At 34.7% G+C, this 21,262-nt stretch carries 25 protein-coding genes; 20 read left to right on the top strand and 5 right to left on the bottom strand.

The window, feature by feature from the left end; all coding sequences use genetic code 11:
• A complete protein-coding gene (locus FTRAC_RS07445; protein ID WP_013453624.1) occupies window positions 1–588 on the bottom strand; it encodes a riboflavin synthase in 588 nt (195 codons plus the stop codon).
• Between the two features lie 75 nt (window positions 589–663).
• Complete coding sequence (locus tag FTRAC_RS07440) at window positions 664–1,569, bottom strand: DUF58 domain-containing protein (RefSeq protein ID WP_013453623.1); 906 nt, start codon at window positions 1,567–1,569, stop codon at window positions 664–666.
• Between the two features lie 135 nt (window positions 1,570–1,704).
• On the opposite strand from FTRAC_RS07440, the gene FTRAC_RS07435 reads away from it, so the two are divergent.
• The 5 genes from FTRAC_RS07435 to FTRAC_RS07415 all read left to right on the top strand — a co-directional run bounded on the left by FTRAC_RS07435 (window position 1,705) and on the right by FTRAC_RS07415 (window position 6,566).
• Window positions 1,705–2,007 (top strand): DUF3276 family protein, encoded by a 303-nt coding sequence (locus tag FTRAC_RS07435; protein ID WP_013453622.1) that lies wholly within the window; start codon window positions 1,705–1,707, stop codon window positions 2,005–2,007.
• 171 nt (window positions 2,008–2,178) lie between these two features.
• Window positions 2,179–3,216 carry a quinone-dependent dihydroorotate dehydrogenase gene (locus FTRAC_RS07430; protein WP_013453621.1) on the top strand — a complete coding sequence of 346 codons (1,038 nt, stop codon included), beginning with the start codon at window positions 2,179–2,181 and terminating at the stop codon, window positions 3,214–3,216.
• An 85-nt stretch (window positions 3,217–3,301) separates the two neighbouring features.
• Entirely contained in the window at window positions 3,302–4,051 is a 750-nt protein-coding gene (locus FTRAC_RS07425; protein ID WP_013453620.1) for a hypothetical protein, read from the top strand.
• 115 nt (window positions 4,052–4,166) lie between these two features.
• Window positions 4,167–5,063, top strand: a complete 897-nt coding sequence (locus tag FTRAC_RS07420; protein WP_013453619.1) for a bile acid:sodium symporter family protein — start codon at window positions 4,167–4,169, stop codon at window positions 5,061–5,063.
• Between the two features lie 18 nt (window positions 5,064–5,081).
• Window positions 5,082–6,566, top strand: a complete 1,485-nt coding sequence (locus tag FTRAC_RS07415) for a M28 family peptidase (protein WP_013453618.1) — start codon at window positions 5,082–5,084, stop codon at window positions 6,564–6,566.
• A 41-nt stretch (window positions 6,567–6,607) separates the two neighbouring features.
• Here the strand turns inward: FTRAC_RS07415 and FTRAC_RS07410 are convergent, their stop codons facing one another.
• Entirely contained in the window at window positions 6,608–6,952 is a 345-nt protein-coding gene (locus tag FTRAC_RS07410; protein ID WP_013453617.1) for a hypothetical protein, read from the bottom strand.
• A 147-nt stretch (window positions 6,953–7,099) separates the two neighbouring features.
• Here FTRAC_RS07410 and FTRAC_RS07405 point away from each other — a divergent pair, with 147 nt between their 5' ends.
• Genes FTRAC_RS07405 through FTRAC_RS07390 form a run of 4 tightly spaced genes read left to right on the top strand, consistent with a single transcriptional unit; the run spans window position 7,100 to window position 8,155 of the window.
• Window positions 7,100–7,411 carry a rhodanese-like domain-containing protein gene (locus tag FTRAC_RS07405; RefSeq protein ID WP_013453616.1) on the top strand — a complete coding sequence of 104 codons (312 nt, stop codon included), beginning with the start codon at window positions 7,100–7,102 and terminating at the stop codon, window positions 7,409–7,411.
• Between the two features lie 9 nt (window positions 7,412–7,420).
• Window positions 7,421–7,621, top strand: coding sequence for a heavy-metal-associated domain-containing protein (locus FTRAC_RS07400; protein ID WP_013453615.1), 201 nt, complete (start codon window positions 7,421–7,423; stop codon window positions 7,619–7,621).
• A gap of 2 nt (window positions 7,622–7,623) precedes the next feature.
• Window positions 7,624–7,923, top strand: coding sequence for a thioredoxin (trxA, locus tag FTRAC_RS07395; protein ID WP_013453614.1), 300 nt, complete (start codon window positions 7,624–7,626; stop codon window positions 7,921–7,923).
• A gap of 1 nt (window position 7,924) precedes the next feature.
• Window positions 7,925–8,155 (top strand): hypothetical protein, encoded by a 231-nt coding sequence (locus FTRAC_RS07390; RefSeq protein WP_013453613.1) that lies wholly within the window; start codon window positions 7,925–7,927, stop codon window positions 8,153–8,155.
• Window positions 8,156–8,194: 39 nt separating this feature from the next.
• On the opposite strand, the gene FTRAC_RS07385 is transcribed toward FTRAC_RS07390, so the two are convergent.
• Window positions 8,195–8,497 (bottom strand): DUF4286 family protein, encoded by a 303-nt coding sequence (locus FTRAC_RS07385; protein WP_013453612.1) that lies wholly within the window; start codon window positions 8,495–8,497, stop codon window positions 8,195–8,197.
• Between the two features lie 163 nt (window positions 8,498–8,660).
• On the opposite strand from FTRAC_RS07385, the gene FTRAC_RS07380 reads away from it, so the two are divergent.
• From FTRAC_RS07380 to FTRAC_RS07350, 7 genes are all read left to right on the top strand, one after another.
• Window positions 8,661–9,596, top strand: coding sequence for a MerR family transcriptional regulator (locus tag FTRAC_RS07380; protein WP_013453611.1), 936 nt, complete (start codon window positions 8,661–8,663; stop codon window positions 9,594–9,596).
• Window positions 9,597–9,945: 349 nt separating this feature from the next.
• Window positions 9,946–10,449 carry an RNA polymerase sigma factor gene (locus FTRAC_RS07375; protein WP_013453610.1) on the top strand — a complete coding sequence of 168 codons (504 nt, stop codon included), beginning with the start codon at window positions 9,946–9,948 and terminating at the stop codon, window positions 10,447–10,449.
• A 12-nt stretch (window positions 10,450–10,461) separates the two neighbouring features.
• Complete coding sequence (locus tag FTRAC_RS07370) at window positions 10,462–11,943, top strand: phytoene desaturase family protein (protein ID WP_013453609.1); 1,482 nt, start codon at window positions 10,462–10,464, stop codon at window positions 11,941–11,943.
• A gap of 4 nt (window positions 11,944–11,947) precedes the next feature.
• A complete protein-coding gene (locus FTRAC_RS07365) occupies window positions 11,948–12,790 on the top strand; it encodes a phytoene/squalene synthase family protein (protein ID WP_013453608.1) in 843 nt (280 codons plus the stop codon).
• Between the two features lie 9 nt (window positions 12,791–12,799).
• Window positions 12,800–13,645, top strand: coding sequence for a 4-hydroxy-3-methylbut-2-enyl diphosphate reductase (locus FTRAC_RS07360; RefSeq protein WP_185094446.1), 846 nt, complete (start codon window positions 12,800–12,802; stop codon window positions 13,643–13,645).
• 24 nt (window positions 13,646–13,669) lie between these two features.
• The gene (locus tag FTRAC_RS07355; protein WP_013453606.1) at window positions 13,670–14,155 is read left to right on the top strand and encodes a sterol desaturase family protein; all 486 of its coding nucleotides are present in this window, start codon (window positions 13,670–13,672) and stop codon (window positions 14,153–14,155) included.
• A gap of 40 nt (window positions 14,156–14,195) precedes the next feature.
• The gene (locus FTRAC_RS07350; protein ID WP_013453605.1) at window positions 14,196–14,645 is read left to right on the top strand and encodes a hypothetical protein; all 450 of its coding nucleotides are present in this window, start codon (window positions 14,196–14,198) and stop codon (window positions 14,643–14,645) included.
• Between the two features lie 13 nt (window positions 14,646–14,658).
• Here the strand turns inward: FTRAC_RS07350 and FTRAC_RS07345 are convergent, their stop codons facing one another.
• Window positions 14,659–15,312: a MarR family winged helix-turn-helix transcriptional regulator gene (locus tag FTRAC_RS07345; RefSeq protein ID WP_013453604.1), complete on the bottom strand. Its 654-nt coding sequence runs from the start codon at window positions 15,310–15,312 to the stop codon at window positions 14,659–14,661.
• Window positions 15,313–15,406: 94 nt separating this feature from the next.
• Here FTRAC_RS07345 and FTRAC_RS07340 point away from each other — a divergent pair, with 94 nt between their 5' ends.
• The 4 genes from FTRAC_RS07340 to galE all read left to right on the top strand — a co-directional run bounded on the left by FTRAC_RS07340 (window position 15,407) and on the right by galE (window position 21,242).
• Window positions 15,407–17,794: a TonB-dependent receptor gene (locus FTRAC_RS07340; protein ID WP_013453603.1), complete on the top strand. Its 2,388-nt coding sequence runs from the start codon at window positions 15,407–15,409 to the stop codon at window positions 17,792–17,794.
• 132 nt (window positions 17,795–17,926) lie between these two features.
• Complete coding sequence (locus FTRAC_RS07335; protein ID WP_013453602.1) at window positions 17,927–19,225, top strand: UDP-glucose dehydrogenase family protein; 1,299 nt, start codon at window positions 17,927–17,929, stop codon at window positions 19,223–19,225.
• A 5-nt stretch (window positions 19,226–19,230) separates the two neighbouring features.
• Complete coding sequence (locus FTRAC_RS07330; protein ID WP_013453601.1) at window positions 19,231–20,223, top strand: UDP-glucuronic acid decarboxylase family protein; 993 nt, start codon at window positions 19,231–19,233, stop codon at window positions 20,221–20,223.
• Complete coding sequence (gene galE, locus FTRAC_RS07325; protein WP_013453600.1) at window positions 20,223–21,242, top strand: UDP-glucose 4-epimerase GalE; 1,020 nt, start codon at window positions 20,223–20,225, stop codon at window positions 21,240–21,242. Before FTRAC_RS07330 ends, galE begins: the two co-directional genes overlap by 1 nt.
• The last annotated feature ends 20 nt before the right edge of the window (window positions 21,243–21,262 follow it).

Below are 21,262 nucleotides of genomic sequence, written 5' to 3'. Positions count from 1 at the left end.
TTAGTTAGTTTTATTGATTAGTTTATGTACATATTTCCCAATTATATCGAATTCTAAGTTCACTTCATCGTTTTTTTTCATTTTTTTGAAGTTTGTGTGCTCAAAAGTATAGGGAATTATGGCAACACTGAATTTTTCATCTGAAACATCGAAGCATGTCAGACTGACACCGTTTATGCAGATAGAGCCTTTCTCAACCAGTACATGTTCAGTTGAATCATAAGAAAACTCAAAAATCCAGCTTCCATCTTCATCTTTTATGTTGAGACATTTTCCTTTTCCATCTACGTGCCCTTGAACTATATGGCCATCTAACCTTCCGTTCATTACCATGCAACGTTCTAGATTCACAAAATCATCTTCTTTCAAATTTCCTATAGATGATTTTTGCAAAGTTTCGTTAACAGCTACAACGGTGTGTGCATCTGGGTGCAATTCTGTGACGGTGAGACAAACCCCATTGTGAGAAATACTTTGATCTATTTTCAATTCATTAGAGATGTCGCTTTTGATGGTCAACTTTAAGTTGCTACCTTCTTTCTCGGCTGATTTAATTTCTCCTAACGATTCTATAATTCCTGTAAACATCCTGTAATATTAATAAATGTAAATGGTTTGAAAAACTGCTTTAAACTCAAATAGTTTACATTAAAGCAAATCAATTCAATTCATTTTATTTCTTTTGATCAAAAATTCAGCTAATACTTTTTGAATATTTTCGTTGATATCTACTCTAGTTAAATCTACCTTGTATTGATGACATTTCAAGGCAATTTGCTTATAATATTCATCCACTTTTTTGTGATACGTTTCTTTAACTTGAGAAGGATTTAATTTCATTTTTTGTCCGCTCTCCAAATCTTCTATGACATAAGGGCGATCTTCTAATTCAAAATCAAGCTCAGTTGATGGTTCATTTACTTGAAAGAAAAGAACTTCATGTTTGCGATGTTTAATATGCTGAATAGATTTGAAAAATTCTTCCAATTGCTCGGGCTTTGTCATTAAATCACTAAAAATTATGACTAATGAGCGTTTATGGATTTTTTCGGCTACTACATGAAGACTTTGACTAATTTCAGTGCTTTTGTGCTGCTGATCTTGTTGTAAAATATGTTGTAGATGCACAAAAATATTTTGAAGATGAGCTCTGGTTGATTTGGCTTCTGTGAAAACATCAATTTTATCAGAAAAGCTAATCAATCCAACTGCATCTCTTTGTCTTTGCAACAAATAAGCTAGGGTAGAGGCTGCTAGAATGCTAAACCTGATTTTTCCGTTATTTTGCGTAGGATAATACATAGAAGAGCTATTATCCAACAAAATATAAGCTCTTAAATTGGTTTCTTCATCGTATCTTTTCGTGTAAAGCCTGTCCGTCTTTGCATAAACTTTCCAATCAATATGACGAGTGCTTTCTCCAGTATTATATAATCTATGTTCGGCAAATTCTACAGAGAAACCGTGAAAGGGAGATTTGTGCATCCCTGTAATAAAGCCTTCTACTAGCTGTTTGGCCAATAAGTCTAAAGAAGGTATTTCAGGAAGATTTTCTAACGATATATCCATTAATATTATATACTTATTTATTTAAAGTTATGTTTTGGCAATTTAGTAAGGTCAATTTGCAAAAGTGTAAGGGTTTATACTATATTTAAGCCAAATAATAAAAAACAACATTTAGAAAGAGCAGTGAAAGAGTTTATGGAAAGAGAACAGGAAGAATTATTTTCAAAGAGAGTAAGAGCAGGAAAAAGAACTTATTTTTTTGATGTAAGAACAACGAAGGCGAATGATTATTATTTAACCATTACTGAAAGCAAAAGAAAACCTAAGGATGATGGTTTTACTTTTGAGAAACACAAAATATTCTTGTATAAGGAAGATTTTAACAAATTCGTGAATGCATTGAATGAAAGTGTTGAGCATATCAAAACTGATTTAATGCCAGAATTCGACTTTACTCAATTCGATAGAGATGAAGATGATGATTTAAGCTGGGATTAATACTAATCCAAAAATTTTCATACATAGTAAAGCTCCCACTTGTTTCAAGGAGCTTTATTTCTTCTTTTAATTGATTGGTATTTAATTTTCAATCAAATACAAGGATTTATAAGTTCTATGTCAGAACTTTGGGCTTCATAGTAGAATTTCAAATTTCTGAACTTTGATTTGATGTATAAATCCATAATTAGACCCTTATTATTCCAGCTTTCTGCTGAAAAAGCCCACCATTTTACTTTTTCTTTAACTAAATTTTTCTTCAATATTCCTGGAGTGAAATCTGTCAATAAAAGTTTGTTTCAGATAAATTCTCCCAGACTTGAAAGAGAATTGTTTGGATTGAAATTTCCTAATCCAGTAGGCTTAGCAGCAGGTTTTGATAAAGATGCTAAATTAATAGATGAGCTAGCCTCTCTTGGATTTGGCTTTATTGAAATAGGAACCATAACGCCAAAAGCGCAGCCGGGCAATCCAAAGCCAAGACTATTCAGATTAAAGGAAGATAACGGAATCATAAATCGAATGGGATTTAATAACCAAGGGATTGATGCGGCTATTGAAAGATTGAAGAACAGGAAAAGTAATGTCATAATAGGCGGAAATATTGGGAAAAATAAAATAACGCCAAATGAAGAAGCATTTAATGATTATGAAAAATGCTTCCTGCAGCTTTATCCCTATGTAGACTACTTTGTAGTGAATGTGAGTTCTCCTAACACCCCAGGTTTACGTGAATTACAGGAAAAAGAACCCTTAATGCAGTTGTTGAACCATTTAATGGATCTGAACCAAAAGCAGATCAAGACTAAGCCTATATTATTAAAAATTGCTCCTGATTTAACTAACCAGCAATTAGATGATATAATTGAAATCGTAGCTAAAACTAAAATTGATGGGGTTATTGCCACCAATACCACCATCAATCGTGATGGTTTGGGAACTTCAAAATCAACTATTGACAAAATTGGTAATGGTGGTTTGAGTGGAAAACCTTTAGGTAAAAGAGCCACTGAAGTAATTCGTTATTTATATGATAAGTCCAATGCGGCTTTTCCAATTATAGGAGTTGGAGGAATTATGTCAGCTGAAGATGCCCTAGAAAAACTAGAGGCTGGGGCAAGTTTATTGCAGCTATATTCTGGCTTTATCTATGAAGGCCCTGCTCTAATAAAACAAATAAATAAAGCTGTTTTGAAGCGGGAAATATGAAAATGAAATGAATATATTTAGAAGTATATTCTTAATACTATGTTGTACTCTACTTTAATTTAGTTTGTTCCTTAAAAAACTATCAATGAAATCAATATCGAATATTATTTTTAAGTGGAATTTTATTTTCTTGATTACCGCTTTTTCACTGTTCAACTGCACTTCACAGCTGGATTCTTCTATTGAAACGGATGATTATTCACTAACTCTGCAATATGAATATGACACTAATCCCTTAAACAGGAAATTAAGTTTTAGTGAACTAGAAATTGTACTTGTAAACAGTGAGGTTGAAGACGTCTTGGCAGGCCTGCTAAACCTTGACAGAGCCGATATTTTTATGGAAGATAATTTCAAAAAGGGCTTGATCATAACAGCAGAATACAGAAATTTAAGAAGCGATGCTAATTTGAGTCAAAGCAAAGAGGAGCTATTAAAGTTATTGGAGAAAGAAATGAATTTTAAGGTTTCAAGAGAGTTTCCTGCTGATTCTTACTGTTTGATGGCTTCAAATCAAGAAGCATTAAAAAGGAACCTTATAGTGGAAAAAGGAATTTCCTCATCAAAAGTAGAGACCAATACAATTAGTAAAAAATTAAGCTTTTCAAGTGCTAAGTTACCTCAAATAGCAAAAGCATTAAGCCAGGTATATAATGCGAATTTTATCGTTTACCCTAAAGAATCTGAATTCCAGTACACCTTCGACCTAGAAGGTGTGGAGTTAGAAGATTTACAAAAACATTTAAAAGATAAATATGGCTTCACCTTGCTAGATCCCTCTGAAACTGATTTTCTTCCAGATTTAGAAAAGCCAGCTGTTGTAGCTTGTAATTAACCTGAAGTTGTAAAGAAGAATCATCTCTCTAATGTTTTACTGGAATTAAAGTTTCAGTACTTGATTGCAGAAAAGAAAATAATTCAGCATTTTACATGAAAAAAAACGATTCATCATGGAACAAAGTGCTGTAACTGCCATATTTCTTCCTTTAGCTTTAGGAATCATCATGTTGGGAATGGGTATGACCCTCACCCTTAATGATTTTAAGAAAGTCGCTTTATACCCAAAAGCTGCTGTAATAGGCTTAGTTAGTCAATTGATTCTTTTACCATTGATTGGATTTGGTTTAGCCGCTTTATTTTTTACGATTCCTGAACTTGCTGTAGGCTTGATTTTAATTGCGCTTTGTCCTGGTGGAGCAACATCTAATTTAATTTCTCATTTAGCCAAAGCAGATTTAGCCTTGTCAATTAGCTTAACGGCTATCAGCAGTATCATTACTAATTTCAGTATCCCAATTTTATTGAATATTGCATTAGCACATTATATGACTGGGGAAAAAGCGATCACTCTACCTTTCTTTAAAACCTTCATTCAGATTTTTCTAGTAACCATTTTCCCAGTTGTAATTGGGATGATCATTAAGAAGAAGCGCCCACATTTTGCCCTTAAGTCTGAAAGGGCAATGAATATTATATCCACTTTTTTCTTCGTTTTGATTTTGCTGGCTGCTATTTTAAAGGAAAGAGAAAATATCATCCCGTATTTTGAACAAGCTGGAGTAGCCGCAATTATTTTGAATATATCCGCTTTATTGATGGGTTTTATTTTGGGTAAACTATTTGGCTTGAATAAAAGACAAAGGAGCTCAATTGCAATTGAAACCGGTATTCAAAATGGAACTTTAGCCATAGCATTAGCTTTAAGTCCAGCTATTTTGAATAATACTCAAATGGCAGTGCCAGCCGCTATCTACAGCTTATTGATGTTTGTGACCGCTGCTGTAGTTATACTGATTTCTAAAAAACAAAACTCGCAGGAGGCTTTAAAAGAACTATCTTTATCTTAAAATCTAAAATTACTGAACATGACTAAAAAATTATGGATTATCAGTGCTTTAATGCTGACTTCCCTTTGGGTTGTTGCGCAAGATCAAGCCGAATTGGTAGAAAATACCATCAAAAAGAGTACGATTAAAGGTCATATTTATTTCTTGGCTTCTGATGAATTAGCCGGCAGGGAGACAGGAACCCACGGGATAGACGTAGCCGCTCGTTATTTAGCTACAAGCCTTCAAAGATATGGTGTTTCACCTGTTGAAGGAGCTACTGATGGTTATTTTCAGGAAGTCCCATTAGTGAAAAATATTGCCCCTGAAGCTTATGGAATTAAAATCGGGAAAGAAGCAGTGGGGGCTGAAGACATTCTCAGACTGGAAGGTTCTGCAGTGAATGTTGAATCAGATTTTGTTTTTCTTAATTACGGAACTGAAGAAGACTTTAATAATGCAGATATTGAAGGTAAGGTTGTAGTAGTTTTTGCTGGGCAAAAGGATAATCAAGATTATAGGTTTGTGTATCAAGCTAGTGGCAAAAAAACGAATTTAGCAAAAGAAGCAGGTGCAGTAGGGCTTGTGGAATTACATAAAGATAACCCAGACAATTGGAAAACATTTCAGAGTTTTATGAATAGAGGGTCTTCTATAGGCTTTGCATCTGAAAAAAATCAGAATAGTTTCTTCAAATTATGGGTAAATGATCCCGATGGAAGTTGGACTAAACGTATTAATTTGAAAATGAAGCAAAAAATGGCAGTTACTATTGGTGAAGCCATGCAGTTGCCAATACCTTCTAAAAATGTGGTGGGGATGGTAGAAGGTACGGACCCTGATTTAAAAGACGAATTTATTATTTACTCTGCGCATTATGATCACTTAGGAATAGGGAAACCAAATGCAGAAGGTGACTCTATTTACAATGGCGCTAGAGATAATGCAGTGGGTGTAGTAACCGTAATGAGCGCAGCGGAAAGTATTGCTAAAAATCCAACTAAGCGCTCTGCATTATTTATTCTATTTACAGCTGAAGAGAAAGGACTATTGGGAAGTAAATATTATGTTGAAAATCCACTTTTGCCTTTAGATCAAATGGTATATTGCTTTAACAGTGATAATGGAGGTTATAATGATACTAGTTTAACAACTATTATTGGATTGGAAAGAACTACAGCAGGCAAGCATATGAAAAAGGCCTCAGAAAGTTTTGGGCTGAAAGCGATTGATGATCCTGCTGGTGAACAAGGGCTTTTTGATAGAAGTGATAATGTGAATTTTGCCAAAAAGGGAATACCTGCCCCAACCTTTAGTTTAGGATTCACCGCATTTGATGCAGAAATTGGGAAATATTACCATCAGCAATCAGATAACCCTGAAAGCATAGACTATGATTATATGGAGCAGTTTTTTAGAGCTTTTGTTTTATCGGCTCGACTAATTGCAAATGATGCAGAAACTCCTTTTTGGGTAGAAGGCGATAAATATTATGAAGCTGGTAAAGCACTTTACGGTAAGTAAATAAAAATATAGCTTCCTGAAATTCTTATCAGGAGGCTATATTATTTCACTTCAATTTCAAATACCCATTTTTGATAATCTGTGAAATTATCATCCCCTGGGCTTCCTGTTAATACAATCTCAACTGTTTCAAAACCTTCAAAGCCTTCTTTAGCCTGATAATTGTACGTTGCCCATTGTATTTCGCTTATTTGAAAATGTTGTGCTTGTTTTCGAATATTATAAGCACCTTCGATTGGATGAGAATCAGAAAATTTATATTCAAATAGCTCAGTTCCTTTAAGTGTAACTTTGATTACATCGCTTTCTACTTTACTATCCATATCTTCTTTGCAGCTTATAATTAAAAAAGAACAGATGATTAAGCTTAATAATTTTAATTTCATAGTTTTTATTTTTTGTAAGGACTCAGTAGTGAACTAATACGTTGGAATTTGCTATTGATTTTATGAATTGTAACACCTGTTACAAACAAAGCTTTACCAAAAACCGTATCTTTGTGGAAAATAATGTTCAATTAATAAATAATCTTTATGAACCATAAAAATATTAGTCCAGAGGAATTTGACAAGCTCTCAAAAGAGCCAAATACAGAAATAATTGATGTTCGCTCTCCTGAAGAAGAAGTAGAAGGGTTTATTGAGGGTGCTAAAGTGATCAATATCATGGGGCCTACTTTTGCTGAAGATATCAAAGCTTTAGATAAAGACAAAACCTATTTGGTGTACTGCAGAAGCGGAAATAGAAGTAGCACTGCTTGTGGTTTCATGGCAAGTAATGGCTTCGATAAGCTTTATAATTTGGATGGCGGAATTCAGGCTTGGAATCAATATTCTAATTCTTAATTTTTCATTATGGAAATTTTAGAAGTTAAAAACGTTAAATGTGGAGGATGTGTAGAGGCTATTAAAAATGGTTTGGCAGAACTTGAGGGAATAGATGTGAAAAATATTGACATCCCTACTGCTAAACTAGAATTTGAAAGTAATGGAACAACCCCATTAGATAAAGTGAAAGAAAAATTGGATAAACTAGGTTATCCAGCAAAATCATAATTATGGGGAGTTTTGGAGATTTGATTAAAAGTGAGACGCCAGTATTGGTAGATTTTTATGCCGATTGGTGTGGGCCTTGCAAGATGATGGCACCCTATTTGGAAGAGGTAGCTCAGAAAATGAAGGGGAAAGTGAAAGTGATAAAAGTAGATGTTGATAAAAATCAGCAAGCGTCCGCTAAATACCAAGTGCAAAGCATTCCTACTTTGATTTTATTTCAAAATGGACATATTAAATGGAGGCAGGCTGGAGTAGTAGATCCCAATACTATTATGTCTCAGATTAACAATTTAAGCAATTGATATGAAGCAAAATAAATTGTTACTTCCCATCTTAGCTGTCCTTACTTTAGGACTAGCTCCTTATTTTCCTGAGCCTCATTTCTTTGGTAAAGTTCGATGGGTTTTAGGAGGAGGTGAAGGAATGACTGCAGGGGATTACTTTGATTTATTAATGCATGGAGCACCCTGGTTGTTTTTAGCTTACCGATTGATAGAAATGCTAGTCAAGTCTCTGAAAAAGCAAAGCTCCTAAAAGAGAAAAGGCTCATTGATGAAAATGAGCCTTTTTACTTTATACCGTTTCTAAGAAAGTCCTAAATGACAGGCATTTATCTTGGAATTTCTTAAGGTGCTCTTCTCTTAATCTTGGAGCTTCTTCAGTCATGTATTTTTCTAGCTTGTCCAATTCATCTGTAAAATATTGAATTGCATAAGTTTCTCCCTCATTTTCTGTTTCATTCAAAAGGCGTAGCATTTTATGCTCGTGGAAAAATCCAGTGGCCAAAATATCTGGAATATGAACTTCTTTCATCCACTTCAACCAACTTTCTTCTACTTCTTTATCAACATTCACAGTAACATTATAAATAATCATGGCGTTTTTTTCGATTTTTTTTTACAAATTTGGAATATATTATCGTTTCTAAAAAACATTTTTAACGTCTTGTGGTTATTTTTTTACTTATCAACCCAAAACATATTGAGTGAAAATTATTAAACTTTAATTTAAACAGGTAAGTAGAAAGGAGAGAAGCAAAGTGAGCAGTTATTCAATTAAAGATTTAGAACACCTATCAGGAATTAAGGCGCATACTTTACGGATTTGGGAGCAGCGTTATAATTTTATAGAGCCTAAAAGGACTGATACTAATATTCGTTACTACAGTGATGAAGACTTAAAGTTGGTATTAAATATTTCCACTCTTAAGGAAAATGGATATAAAATATCCAAAATTGCCAAAATGGGGGAGGAGGAATTAAGTCAAGAGGTTTTGAAAATAGCAGAAACTAATCTGAGATTTCCTGATCAAATCAACTCATTGACTTTGAGTATGATTGATATGGATGAAGATAGATTTGAAAGCATCCTCAACAACAATATTCTTAAGTATGGTTTTGAAAGAACCATGCTAAATATCATCTATCCGTTTTTAGCCAAAATTGGAATGCTTTGGCAAACAGGGAGTATTTTACCTGCACAGGAACATTTCATATCCAATTTGATTCGCCAAAAAATGACGGTTGCTATTGATGGGCAGTACGTTACAGAAAGAGAATCAAAAGGTAAGTGGTTGTTGTATTTACCTGAAGGAGAGTTACACGAATTGTCTTTAATGTTTTCAGCATTCTTGTTGAGAGCGAGAAAATTCAAAGTGATTTACTTAGGTCAAAATCTTCCTAAATCAGATTTATATTCTGTGAAGGAAATACATGAACCAGATTATGTGTTAACAATTTGTACAGCTGCCCCTAAAAAATCTGAAGTGCAAGAATATATAGATGAAGTAGCTGATTTGTTTAGTAGCGCTACTTTGTTCGTAGGTGGTTTTCAAGTCATCGGTCAGGATATAAAAAGAAAAAAGAATGTAGAGTTCATTATGAAAATGGAAGATTTGCTAGATTTTATTAATGAAAAGGATATAGAGCTTTCTCCGAAAAGGCCTGAAGGTCAGAAAAATATGAAATACGAATAGTAAATAAAATTCAGTGATTAATTTAAAGCCATCCCGAGAAGATGGCTTTTTTTATGTCCAATCTTTTAAGTTTCCTTCTCCATCTTTTATAATATGTTATTACTAAATGAATAGCATTAAGTAGATTTTTAGTTTTGTTCAACATTTATTAAACTTTTATTTTGTATGTATATACATGTAAAAATATGCGTTTAGAGCCTTTTAAAGAAGTTTTAACCTATTTTGTAGCAATGTGGCTTGGTATTTTGCGGTATTTTGTTTAGTTAATATTGAAAATAATTCAACAAAATATTTGGATATTGTTTAATTAAAGTATAGATTTGTTAAACAAGATTAAACACCGACAATCATGACAGCATTAGAATTTGGTTACGCGATTAATAACATGACGAAATCTATGAAACCGTTCGCATTAAGGCTGACGAAAGACATGGAACAGGCAAATGATTTAATTCAGGAAACTGTTTTAAAAGCATTTTCAAACCGAGAAAAATTTTCTGAGGGTACAAACTTGAAAGCATGGTTGTTTACTATCATGAAAAATACATTCATCACGAATTATCAGAGAATGGTAAGAAGAAAAACATTCATTGATACGACTGAAAATTTACATTTCATAAATTCTACTGAGAATATAGCACAAAATTCTGCTTATGGTTCTTTTGCTATGGCGGATATTGTAAGCCAAATTTCTAAATTGGATGATGTTTATAAAGAACCATTCATGATGCACTACAGAGGATTTAAATATCATGAAATTGCTGAAAAATTAGAAATTCCAATTGGAACTGTTAAAAATAGAATCCATATTGCCAGAAAGGAGTTGAAAGATGCTCTTAAGATTTATGCTTAACTATATCATTGAATGGCAAATAGAAAAGTAGTAGTAATTGGTTCAGGTTTTGCGGGTTTATCTACTGCAACATACCTTGCCAATGAAGGCTGTGATGTAACAGTCTTGGAAAAAAATAAAGATTTAGGAGGTCGAGCCCGTCAGTTCAAAGCTGAGGGCTTTACTTTTGATATGGGGCCAAGTTGGTACTGGATGCCGGATGTCTTTGAAAAGTATTTCGAAACCTTCGGTAAAAAAGTATCCGATTACTACGAGCTTCAAAGACTAAATCCTTCCTACCATGTTCTTTTCGGAAAAGATGACGTATTAAAGGTTCCTGCTAAGATGCAGGAATTCAAAAATATGCTGGAGGAACTTGAGCCAGGCAGTGGCGACCAATTAGACAAATTCTTAGAGCAGGCAGCTTATAAATACGAAAAGGGAATAAACGATCTGGTTTATAAACCGGGTCGCTCACTTACTGAATTTATGAGCATAAAATTGCTTTTTGATATGGTCAGAATGGATATTTTTTCTTCCATTTATGGTCATGTTCGAAAGTTTTTCAAGAATGAACGGATTATTCGCCTGATGGAATTCCCAATTCTTTTTTTAGGTGCCCTTCCAGAAAACACACCTGCACTTTACAGTTTGATGAATTATGCTGATATCAGCTTAGGTACCTGGTATCCGAAAGGCGGTATGCATAAAATTGTGGAGGGAATGGTGAAGCTTGCTGAAGAAAAGGGAGTGAAGTTTAAGACCCAGCAGGAAGTGCTTTCTGTTGATTGCGAAGGGAACTTAGCCAAAAGAGTAATAACCAAAACCGAAACATATGAGGCGGATGTTGTAGTGTCTTCTGCTGACTATGAGCATACTGATCAAAAAATTCTTCCTGAGAACTTTAGAAATTACAATTCCAAATATTGGGAAAGTCGAACAATGGCGCCTTCTTCATTAATTTTCTACTTAGGTGTAGATAAAAGAATAGCGGGCTTAGTCCACCATAATTTATTTTTCGACCATGATTTTGGTCCGCATGCCCAAGAAATTTATGAAACGCCAAAATGGCCGGATAAACCTTTATTTTACGTAAGCGCACCATCAAAAACTGATGATACCGTGGCTCCAGAGGGTAAAGAGAATATATTTATATTAATGCCTGTGGCGCCCGGTTTAGAAGATAATGAGGAAATAAGAGAAAAATATTATGACCTTATTATGGATAGAATGGAGAAAATATTAGGAGAAGACATTAAGAAATATGTAACTTATAAGCGTAGTTATGCGCATAATGATTTCATTAATGATTATCACTCATTTAAAGGAAATGCTTATGGCTTGGCGAATACTTTAAAGCAAACGGCTATTTTGAAGCCTGCTTTAAAAAATAAAAAGTTGAAAAACTTTTATTATGCTGGACAGTTAACTGTTCCTGGGCCTGGAGTGCCACCATCTTTAATATCAGGACAGGTAGTGGGCAAAGAAGTAATGAAAGATTTCATTAAGAATTAACAGCATGGATGCTAGAGAATTATTTAACCAAACCACATTTGAATGCAGTAAGCTAATTACGAACCGGTATAGTACGTCATTTAGCTTAGGTATTAAAAGTCTGGACAAAAAATTTCATTACCCAATTTATGCTATCTATGGTTTTGTTCGTTATGCGGATGAAATTGTGGATACCTTTCATGAAAAAGATAAATCTGCTCTTTTAAGAGACTTTAAAGCACAAACTTATGAAGCCATTGAAAGTCAAATCAGCTTGAATCCTGTTTTGCACTGTTTTCAGATGGTAGTGAACGAATATCAAATTGATCATGACTTAATTGAGGCATTTTTGCATAGCATGGAAATGGATCTACTTGATATTGATTATGAGCAATCCTCGTACGAAGAATATATTTATGGTTCAGCGGAGGTAGTAGGATTGATGTGTTTAAAGATTTTTTGTGAAGGAAATGAAAATGAGTATCAAAAACTGGTGCCTTCAGCTAAGAGTTTAGGCTCAGCATTCCAGAAAGTAAATTTTCTGCGTGATATCAAATCAGATTATTACGAAAGGGGTAGAGTTTATTTTCCTGGAGTAGATTTCAATGATTTTTCAGTTTCGCATAAAGAAAAAATTCAAGCCGATATACAAAAAGATTTCGACCATGCGTATGAAGGAATAGTTAAATTGCCAAGAGGTGCACGATGGGGCGTATACCTTGCTTACACTTATTATTTAAAGTTATTTGATAAGATTAAGCGATTTCCTCCTAATAAAATTTTGGAAGAAAGGGTAAGAGTTCCAGATTCTAAAAAACTATTTCTGCTGTTGGGTAGTTATGTTAAACATCAGTTCAATACGCTTTAAATTAACCCCATGATGAACCTAAATGTTAAAATCGATAATAGCTCAGGATTCTGTTTTGGCGTAGTTTATGCCATTGAAATGGCAGAAGATATGCTTGATGAGCAAGGCTACCTTTATTGTTTGGGTGATATTGTGCACAATGATGAGGAGGTGAAAAGATTAGAAGCGAAAGGTCTTAAAATTATCGACCGAACTGCACTAAAGGAATTAAGAGATGAGAAGGTTTTGATTCGTGCTCATGGCGAACCCCCTTCCACTTACAAACTAGCAATAGAAAATAATCTTACTTTGGTGGATGCATCTTGTCCTGTTGTGTTGAAACTACAGAATAGGATCAAAAATTCATTTGATAAAAAAGAACAAATCTATATTTACGGAAAACACGGTCATGCTGAAGTGGAAGGTTTATTAGGACAAACCAATCAGGAAGCGGTGGTATTTCAAGATATCAACGAATTGGATATTGATAATTTGCCAAGAGAAATGACTTTATATAGTCAAACCACGAAAAGTACAGATAATTTCTATAAAATAAAAGAAACCTTAACGGAGGCAGGTATCAGTGTAAATGCTAATGATACCATCTGCCGACAAGTTTCGAACAGAGACAAAGAACTTAGGTCTTTTGCAGGAGAATTTGATAAAGTTATATTCGTTTCAGGAACCAAATCATCCAATGGGAAGGTTTTATACAACGTGTGCAAGGATAAAAATCCGAATACTTATTTCATTTCCAATACTACTGAATTAGATAAAAGCTGGTTTCAAGAGAATGATTCAGTAGGAATTTGCGGAGCTACTTCCACTCCAATGTGGTTGATGGAACAAGTTCGAGATGAATTATTGAAATATTAAGCTTAATTTTGTAGAATATTTATCATGTCTGAAGTTTTGACCATTTTATTTTATGCCTTTTTAGTTGTAGGAACCTTCTTCTTTATGGAAGGAGTGGCCTGGTTTACGCATAAATACATCATGCATGGGGTTCTGTGGACTTGGCACAAATCGCATCATAAAGTGCATAATCATAAACTGGAAAGAAATGATTTGTTTGCTGTTGTATTTAGCGTACCATCTGCAGCTCTGATCATGTCGGGAATTGAATTTCCAGAGGTGAGATGGTTATTATTTGTGGGGATAGGAGTGGCTTGTTATGGAATTTTCTATGTGTTGTTTCATGATATTTTGGTGCATAGAAGAGTGAAAATAAAATTTAAAGCTGAAAATTCATATCTGAAAAGAATGATGAGAGCGCATTATATCCATCATGAGGTTCATACCAAAGAAGGTGCCGAAGCTTTTGGTTTTCTTTATGCCCCAAAAAAATACGAGCCCAAAGAAGAGAAAAGTAAATCAAAAGTTTAAATTTGTTGATATAATTAGGTTGACTTAAAAATTTCAAGCCATGAAAAAGATATTATTGAGTTTATTTCTGATCGTTTTCTGTTCACTAAATCTTAGTGCTCAAGATTTAAATATGAAAGAAGTAGTTTCTAAATTACAGACGTATCTTAATGGTGTTGAGGAAAATGCTACTATCGCAATAAGTGATGAAGGGGTGGTCACCTACACAAAACACTACCGAGATGAAAAAAATAGTTATAGAGCAGTGTTCAGATTGCCTAACGTGAAGATTTCTTTAGAAGAGAGGAAAAAAGACAATTATATTGAAGGTGAACCTCAATATTATATGAAATTCGAATGTGAAAGTAAAACCGATCCTTGTATTATTTACACAAAGCTTTCGGATGAATCTTCTACTAATTCATATAAGTTTACGAATTTCCCTGTTTGGACTTTAGAAAATGGAGAAGATGCAGTGAAGAAATTAAAAATGCTTAAATCTAAATTTTAGTAATACAGAACTTCTAATCCAACATCTCTTCCTTCAATTTCTCCCAATCCTCATTTTTATACTTCTGATAACAATGTTGGTGGTAGCCATCAAGTTTAATCAGAGAATCAAAGAGTTTTACCTTTTCAGGATCACTTAAATTCCCCACTAGGTGTTGGCTGACTTCATTTGCACGATTCATCACAGAAAAACTAGCCATTTGTCCTTTTTCCGTAAGTTTCAAATGCTTACTTCGCTTGTCCGTTTCATTTGATTTTTCTTCCAAAATTCCATTTTTCACTAATCTGTTTATCGTCTCGAATATGGTTGTTTTTTCTTGAAGCGAATGGTTGGCAACTTTAGATTTGCTGCATCCCTCATGACTCATCACAAATAAAGCTACTCCAAATTCTGTTAAATTATGAATAGGCTGATTTGCAAAAGCTTTTTTTTCCCAGATTTGAGTAAAACTCATCATTCTTCCCCAAACCCATCCTATATATTCATCTGGCGATTGCGCTGGAAATGGAAAAGGCATTTTTTTACTCATTTCATCTAATTCATTTCCAGTATTCTCTTCTTTTTCATCCTCGATCAAACTTTTCCCAAACTCGCTCATAGTTGCATTCGGATTCTTTTTTAAAAAATCTTGATAGAGTTGAAGAAGCTTAATTCCATTGTCTAACATTTTTTGAAAAATTTTATTATAATATTAAAACAACTTTGTAACAAAAATGTTATGAATTTGTAATAATATTAAATCATAAACTTAAATATTAAAAATGAAACGTAACATTTTTGGGTTAATAAGTACTGTTATAGTTTTTGTAATCTTTTCACAATCACTTTTTGCACAAGGGAAAGCTAGTTTTGGTGGCTATGTTAGGGACGCAAAAACAGAAGAGCCTTTGATAGGAGCAACTGTAATTATAGAAGGAACCGAATTAGGTGCAGTGACTAATGTAGACGGCTATTATGAAATCAAAAATATTGAACCAAAGTCATATACCGTTAGTGCTTCTTTTGTTGGTTTTGAAAAAGCTTCAAAATTCAATGTGACAGTGCGTTCAGGGGGAATCCCCAATGTTAACTTTGAATTGTCCGAAGATGTGGAACAGTTAGAGGGAGTAACAGTTCGAGCCAATCCTTTTAAGAAAAATGAGGAAACACCACTTTCTATTCAGAAATTATCTCCTGAAGAAATCGCTACTTATCCTGGTGGAAATAACGATATAGCTAAAGTCGCCCAATCTTTGCCGGGCGTTAGTGGTTCTGTTGGTGGTTTCCGCAATGATATTATTATAAGAGGAGGTGCTCCTAATGAAAATGTTTACTATTTGGACGGAATTGAGATTCCCAACATTAATCACTTCAGTACACAAGGAAGTGCGGGTGGTCCGGTTGGATTACTAAATGTGTCATTTTTCGAAGGGGTTACTTTATCTTCTAGTGCATTCGCTAGTCAATATGACAATGTGCTTTCTGGGGTTTTGCAATTTGACCAGAGAGATGGTAACAGAAGAGAGTTTAGAAATAATTTTAGATTGAGTAGTAGCGAAGCTGCCATTACTACTGAAGGTCCTTTGTTCAAGAAGAAGGATGAAGAGAAAAGTAATACCTCTTTCATTGCTTCTGTCAGAAGATCTTATTTACAATTATTATTTCAAGCTATTGATTTACCATTTTTACCTGATTATTGGGATTATCAATATAAATTGACCCATAAATTTGACGATTACAATGAGCTGGTTTTCACTGGAGTGGGTTCTCTAGATGATTTAACCATTAATGCTCCTGATGATTTTGATGCGGAGCAACAAGCAGTTTTAGATCAAATTCCTGTCATCAAGCAATGGAGCACTACTTCTGGTTTAAGTTGGAAGCGTAGGTTTAAGGATAATTCCGGTTTTATGACAACTGCCTTGAGCACCAATATTTTGAATAATCAGTTCCAGCAATTTGAAGATAATGTAAATCAAGAAGGTTTAGTATTCAGTAATAATTCACAGGAGCAGGAAGTGAAATTGCGCTATAACCTGACTAAGTTTATGGAAGATTGGACTTTTAATACTGGATTTATTGTTCAGGAAGCCATATATTCCAATAACTCTGAATTATTAGATCCAAACAGAGGATTTAATTACGATAATAGTTTTAATTTCACTCGATATGGAGTGAACGCTCAAGCCTCTCGAAATTTTGTAAATGATAGATTAGGCCTTTCTGCTGGCTTTAGAGTGGATGGGAATACTTTTACAGAAACTGGAAATGAAATTTACAGAACATTCAGTCCTAGATTTTCCGCATCCTATACTTTTGATGAAAAGAGAAAATGGACAGTAAATGCATCTGTAGGTAGATATTTTAAAATTCCACCGTATACCATTTTAGGTTTTACAGATCAAAATAATAATTACGCTAATAAAGATGCTGAGTATATTCAAAGTGATCATTTGGTTGCAGGAATTGAATATTTAGTAACTCCGTCATCTCGATTCAGTATTGAAGGCTTTTATAAGAAATACGATAATTATCCTGTTTCAGTGGTTGACAGTGTTTCTTTAGCCAATCTAGGTGGTGGTTTTTCGGTATTGGGAAATGAAAACATTGAAAGTGTAGGATTGGGAAGGACTTATGGAATGGAGTTTTTGTATCAACGAAAACTGACCAAGGATTTCTATGCAATTTTAGCTTACACTTTATATAGAAGTGAATTCACAGGTTTTGATAAAGACGAATACTTACGCTCAACATGGGATAACAGGAATTTATTGACTTTCACAGGCGGGTATAAATTTGGAAATAACTGGGAAATTAGTGCAAGGGTTCGCTACTTGGGTAAAACTCCTTTGGCACCAGTTGACCAAGAAGCCACCTTGCAATCTTATCCAAATATCATAAGAGATTATTCCAGGCAAGGAGATCTCTTGTTAGATCCATTTAACCAAACCGATATTAGAATTGACAAAAAGTGGAATTTTGATAATTGGACTTTCAATGTCTTTTTTGAAGTACAAAATGCATTTGTGCAGGATCTACCTTCAGAGCCTAGTTTTGGACTACGAAGAAACGATGATGGAGAAGTGCAGCAGCCAAGAGAACTGGTTCGAGTTACAGATGTTAGTAATAGTTCATTATTGCCTAATCTGGGTATTGTGATTGATTTCTAAAAACATCTTTGATTAATGCTTTAATACTTTCTATTCTTTCAAATAATAGTTTAATTTTGAGTTTCGTTAAAATCAGGGCAAAATATCTTTTGTTTTGGTCTAAAATCGTGACTCAAAATTAAATTTCAGTAAATGAAAATAGCAGTAGTAGGTACAGGTTATGTAGGATTAGTAACAGGGACATGTTTTGCAGAAACAGGTAATCATGTAACCTGCGTAGATATAGATGAAGAAAAAGTAAAGAAATTACAATCAGGCAAAGTAACTATTTACGAGCCCGGATTGGAAGTGATTTTTGAAAGAAATATTAAGCAGAAGAGATTAGATTTCACAACCAGCCTAAAAGAAGGTATTAAAGGTGCCGAGGTGATTTTCTTGGCATTACCAACTCCTCCAGGTGGTGATGGAGCTGCAGATTTGCAATATGTTTTAAAAGTAGCCGATGATTTGGGGCACATATTAGAAAATTATGCAGTTGTGGTGGATAAAAGTACAGTGCCAGTTGGAACTGCAGATAAAGTTCATGCGGCTATTGCCAAAAACGCCAAAGTAGATTTTGATGTAGTCTCTAATCCTGAATTTTTAAGAGAAGGTGTAGCAGTAGATGATTTTATGAAACCTGATAGAGTTGTGATTGGAACCCAATCTCCAAAGGCAACCAAAATCATGGAAAGGCTTTATGCTCCCTTGGTTCGTCAGGGCAATCCTGTGATCTTTATGGATGAGAAGTCAGCAGAGTTGACCAAATACGCAGCTAATTCATTCTTAGCAACCAAAATCACTTTCATGAATGAGATTGCCAATCTTTGCGAAAAACTAGGTGCCAATGTAGATATGGTACGTAAGGGCATCGGTACTGATACCAGAATTGGGAAAAGATTCCTTTTCGCTGGAATCGGGTATGGAGGCAGTTGTTTTCCAAAGGATGTTCAAGCATTGGCGAAGTCGGCCAAGGATGTCAATTATGATTTTAAGATCCTCAATGCGGTAATGGATGTGAACACTTCCCAGAAAACCCGCTTGATGGATAACCTGAATGGCTATTTCAAAAATGATTTAAAGGGTAAGACCATTGCCATGTGGGGATTAGCTTTTAAGCCCAACACTGATGATATCAGGGAAGCTCCTGCATTGTACAATATTGAAGCTTTGGTAGAAGCTGGAGCTAAGGTTCAGGCTTATGATCCCGAGGCTATGGAGAATGTTAAAGGGCAGATCGGTGATAAAATCTCCTACGCAGAAAATCCTTACGAAGCTTTGAAAGGAGCAGACGCCTTAATGATCATGACTGAGTGGCCAGTTTTTAGAACTCCAGATTTTGATACAATCAAAAAGGACTTAAAAGAGCCCTTGATTCTGGACGGAAGAAATTTGTATGATGTGGAGCAAATGAAAGAATTAGGCTTTACTTATTTTAGTATTGGAAGATAATATTTATGGCTAAAGAGCGAGTTTTAATTACCGGGGCAGCAGGATTTTTGGGATCACATTTGTGTGATAGGTTCATTCAGGAAGGTTATGATGTAATAGGGATGGATAATCTTATTACAGGTTCTATGGACAATATTGCTCACCTGATGGGGAAGGAGAATTTCGAATTCTATCATCATGATGTTTCCAAATACGTACATGTTCCCGGTGAATTGAAATATATTTTGCATTTTGCTTCTCCTGCCAGTCCAATAGATTATTTGAAAATACCGATACAGACCTTAAAAGTTGGAGCTCATGGAACGCACAATCTATTAGGTCTCGCTAAAGACAAAAAAGCAAGGATCCTTGTGGCTTCTACATCGGAAGTTTATGGAGATCCATTGGTTCATCCACAAACGGAGGATTACTACGGTAATGTAAATCCAATTGGCCCTAGAGGAGTATATGATGAAGCTAAGCGATTTATGGAGTCCATAACAATGGCCTACCATACGTATCATAAACTGGAAACAAGAATAGTAAGAATTTTCAATACCTACGGACCAAGAATGAGACTGAATGACGGAAGAGTTTTGCCTGCCTTTATAGGCCAAGCTTTAAGGGGTGAAGACTTAACTATTTTTGGTGATGGTTCTCAAACGCGTTCGTTTTGCTATGTAGATGATTTGGTAGAAGGTATTTACAGATTATTGTTGAGCGATCACACTCATCCAGTAAATGTGGGAAACCCTGATGAGATCACAATTTCGGAATTTGCTGAGGAAATCATTAAATTGACGGGAACAAAGCAAAAAGTGATCTATAAAGATCTTCCCAGAGATGATCCTAAGAAAAGACAGCCAGACATTACCAAAGCAAAGGAATTGTTAGGTTGGGAACCGAAGGTTAACAGGCAAGAAGGTTTAAAGATTACTTATGAATACTTTAAATCCTTGGACAAGGAGAAACTGTTCCAGAAGGAACATAAAGATTTTGAGAAATATATAGTGAAGTAATGGCGAATAAAGTATTGGTTACGGGTGGGTTAGGATATATTGGCTCTCATACGGTGGTTGAGTTAATCAATCAGGGCTATGAACCTTTAATAATTGACAATCTGTCGAATAGTGATATTTCCGTTTTAGAGAGGCTGGAAAAAATTACAGGGAAGCGACCTGAATTTCAGCAAGTTGAAATGCGTGATAAGGAGCAACTTCAAGAAGTATTTTGGAGTAACAACAATCAAATTAAAGGGGTCATCCATTTTGCAGCTGCTTTGCTGGTAGGGGAGTCGGTAGAACAGCCATTACATTACTATTTCAATAACCTTACTTCAACAATAAATTTACTTGAGTGCATGAATGAGTTTGATGTAAAGCCCTTAGTGTTTTCATCTTCATGTACGGTATACGGCAATCCAGATCAATTACCAGTAAGTGAAAAAGCGCCCATAAAACCTGCCATTTCACCTTATGGAAACACAAAAAAAGTTTGTGAGGATATTTTAAAAGATGCCAGCATTGCCCATCCTATTAAAGTGGTTTCCTTAAGATATTTTAATCCTATAGGGGCTCATAAATCTTCCGAAATTGGAGAGTTTCAATCAGGCCCGCCACATCATTTGGTGCCCTACATAACTGAAACAGCCAGCGGAAAAAGAGAAAGGTTAAACATATTTGGAGGCGATTGGAATACTTCGGATGGTACTTGCGTTCGAGATTATATACATGTTTCAGATGTGGCAGAAGCTCATATCAATGCCATGGAATACGCAATAGAACAATTAGACAACTCATTCAATGTATTTAATATTGGTACCGGTAATGGTTATTCTGTATTGGAGATGGTAAAGAGTTTTGAAAAAACCACAGGAGTGAAAGTTCCTTATGAAATAGTAGACAGAAGGCCGGGCGATGTTGAGGCCGTTTATGCTGATACTTCAAAGGCTAATAATGAGTTAGGCTTTAGTACTAAAAGAGGACTAGATGAAATGTTGAAATCTGCGTGGGACTGGGAGCAGGCCTTAATTAAATAAGTACGAATTATTGAATTAAC

It is taken from the genome of Marivirga tractuosa DSM 4126 (genome assembly GCF_000183425.1).
GTDB classification, from domain to species: domain Bacteria; phylum Bacteroidota; class Bacteroidia; order Cytophagales; family Cyclobacteriaceae; genus Marivirga; species Marivirga tractuosa.
This window is presented reverse-complemented; position numbering and strand designations above follow the sequence as displayed.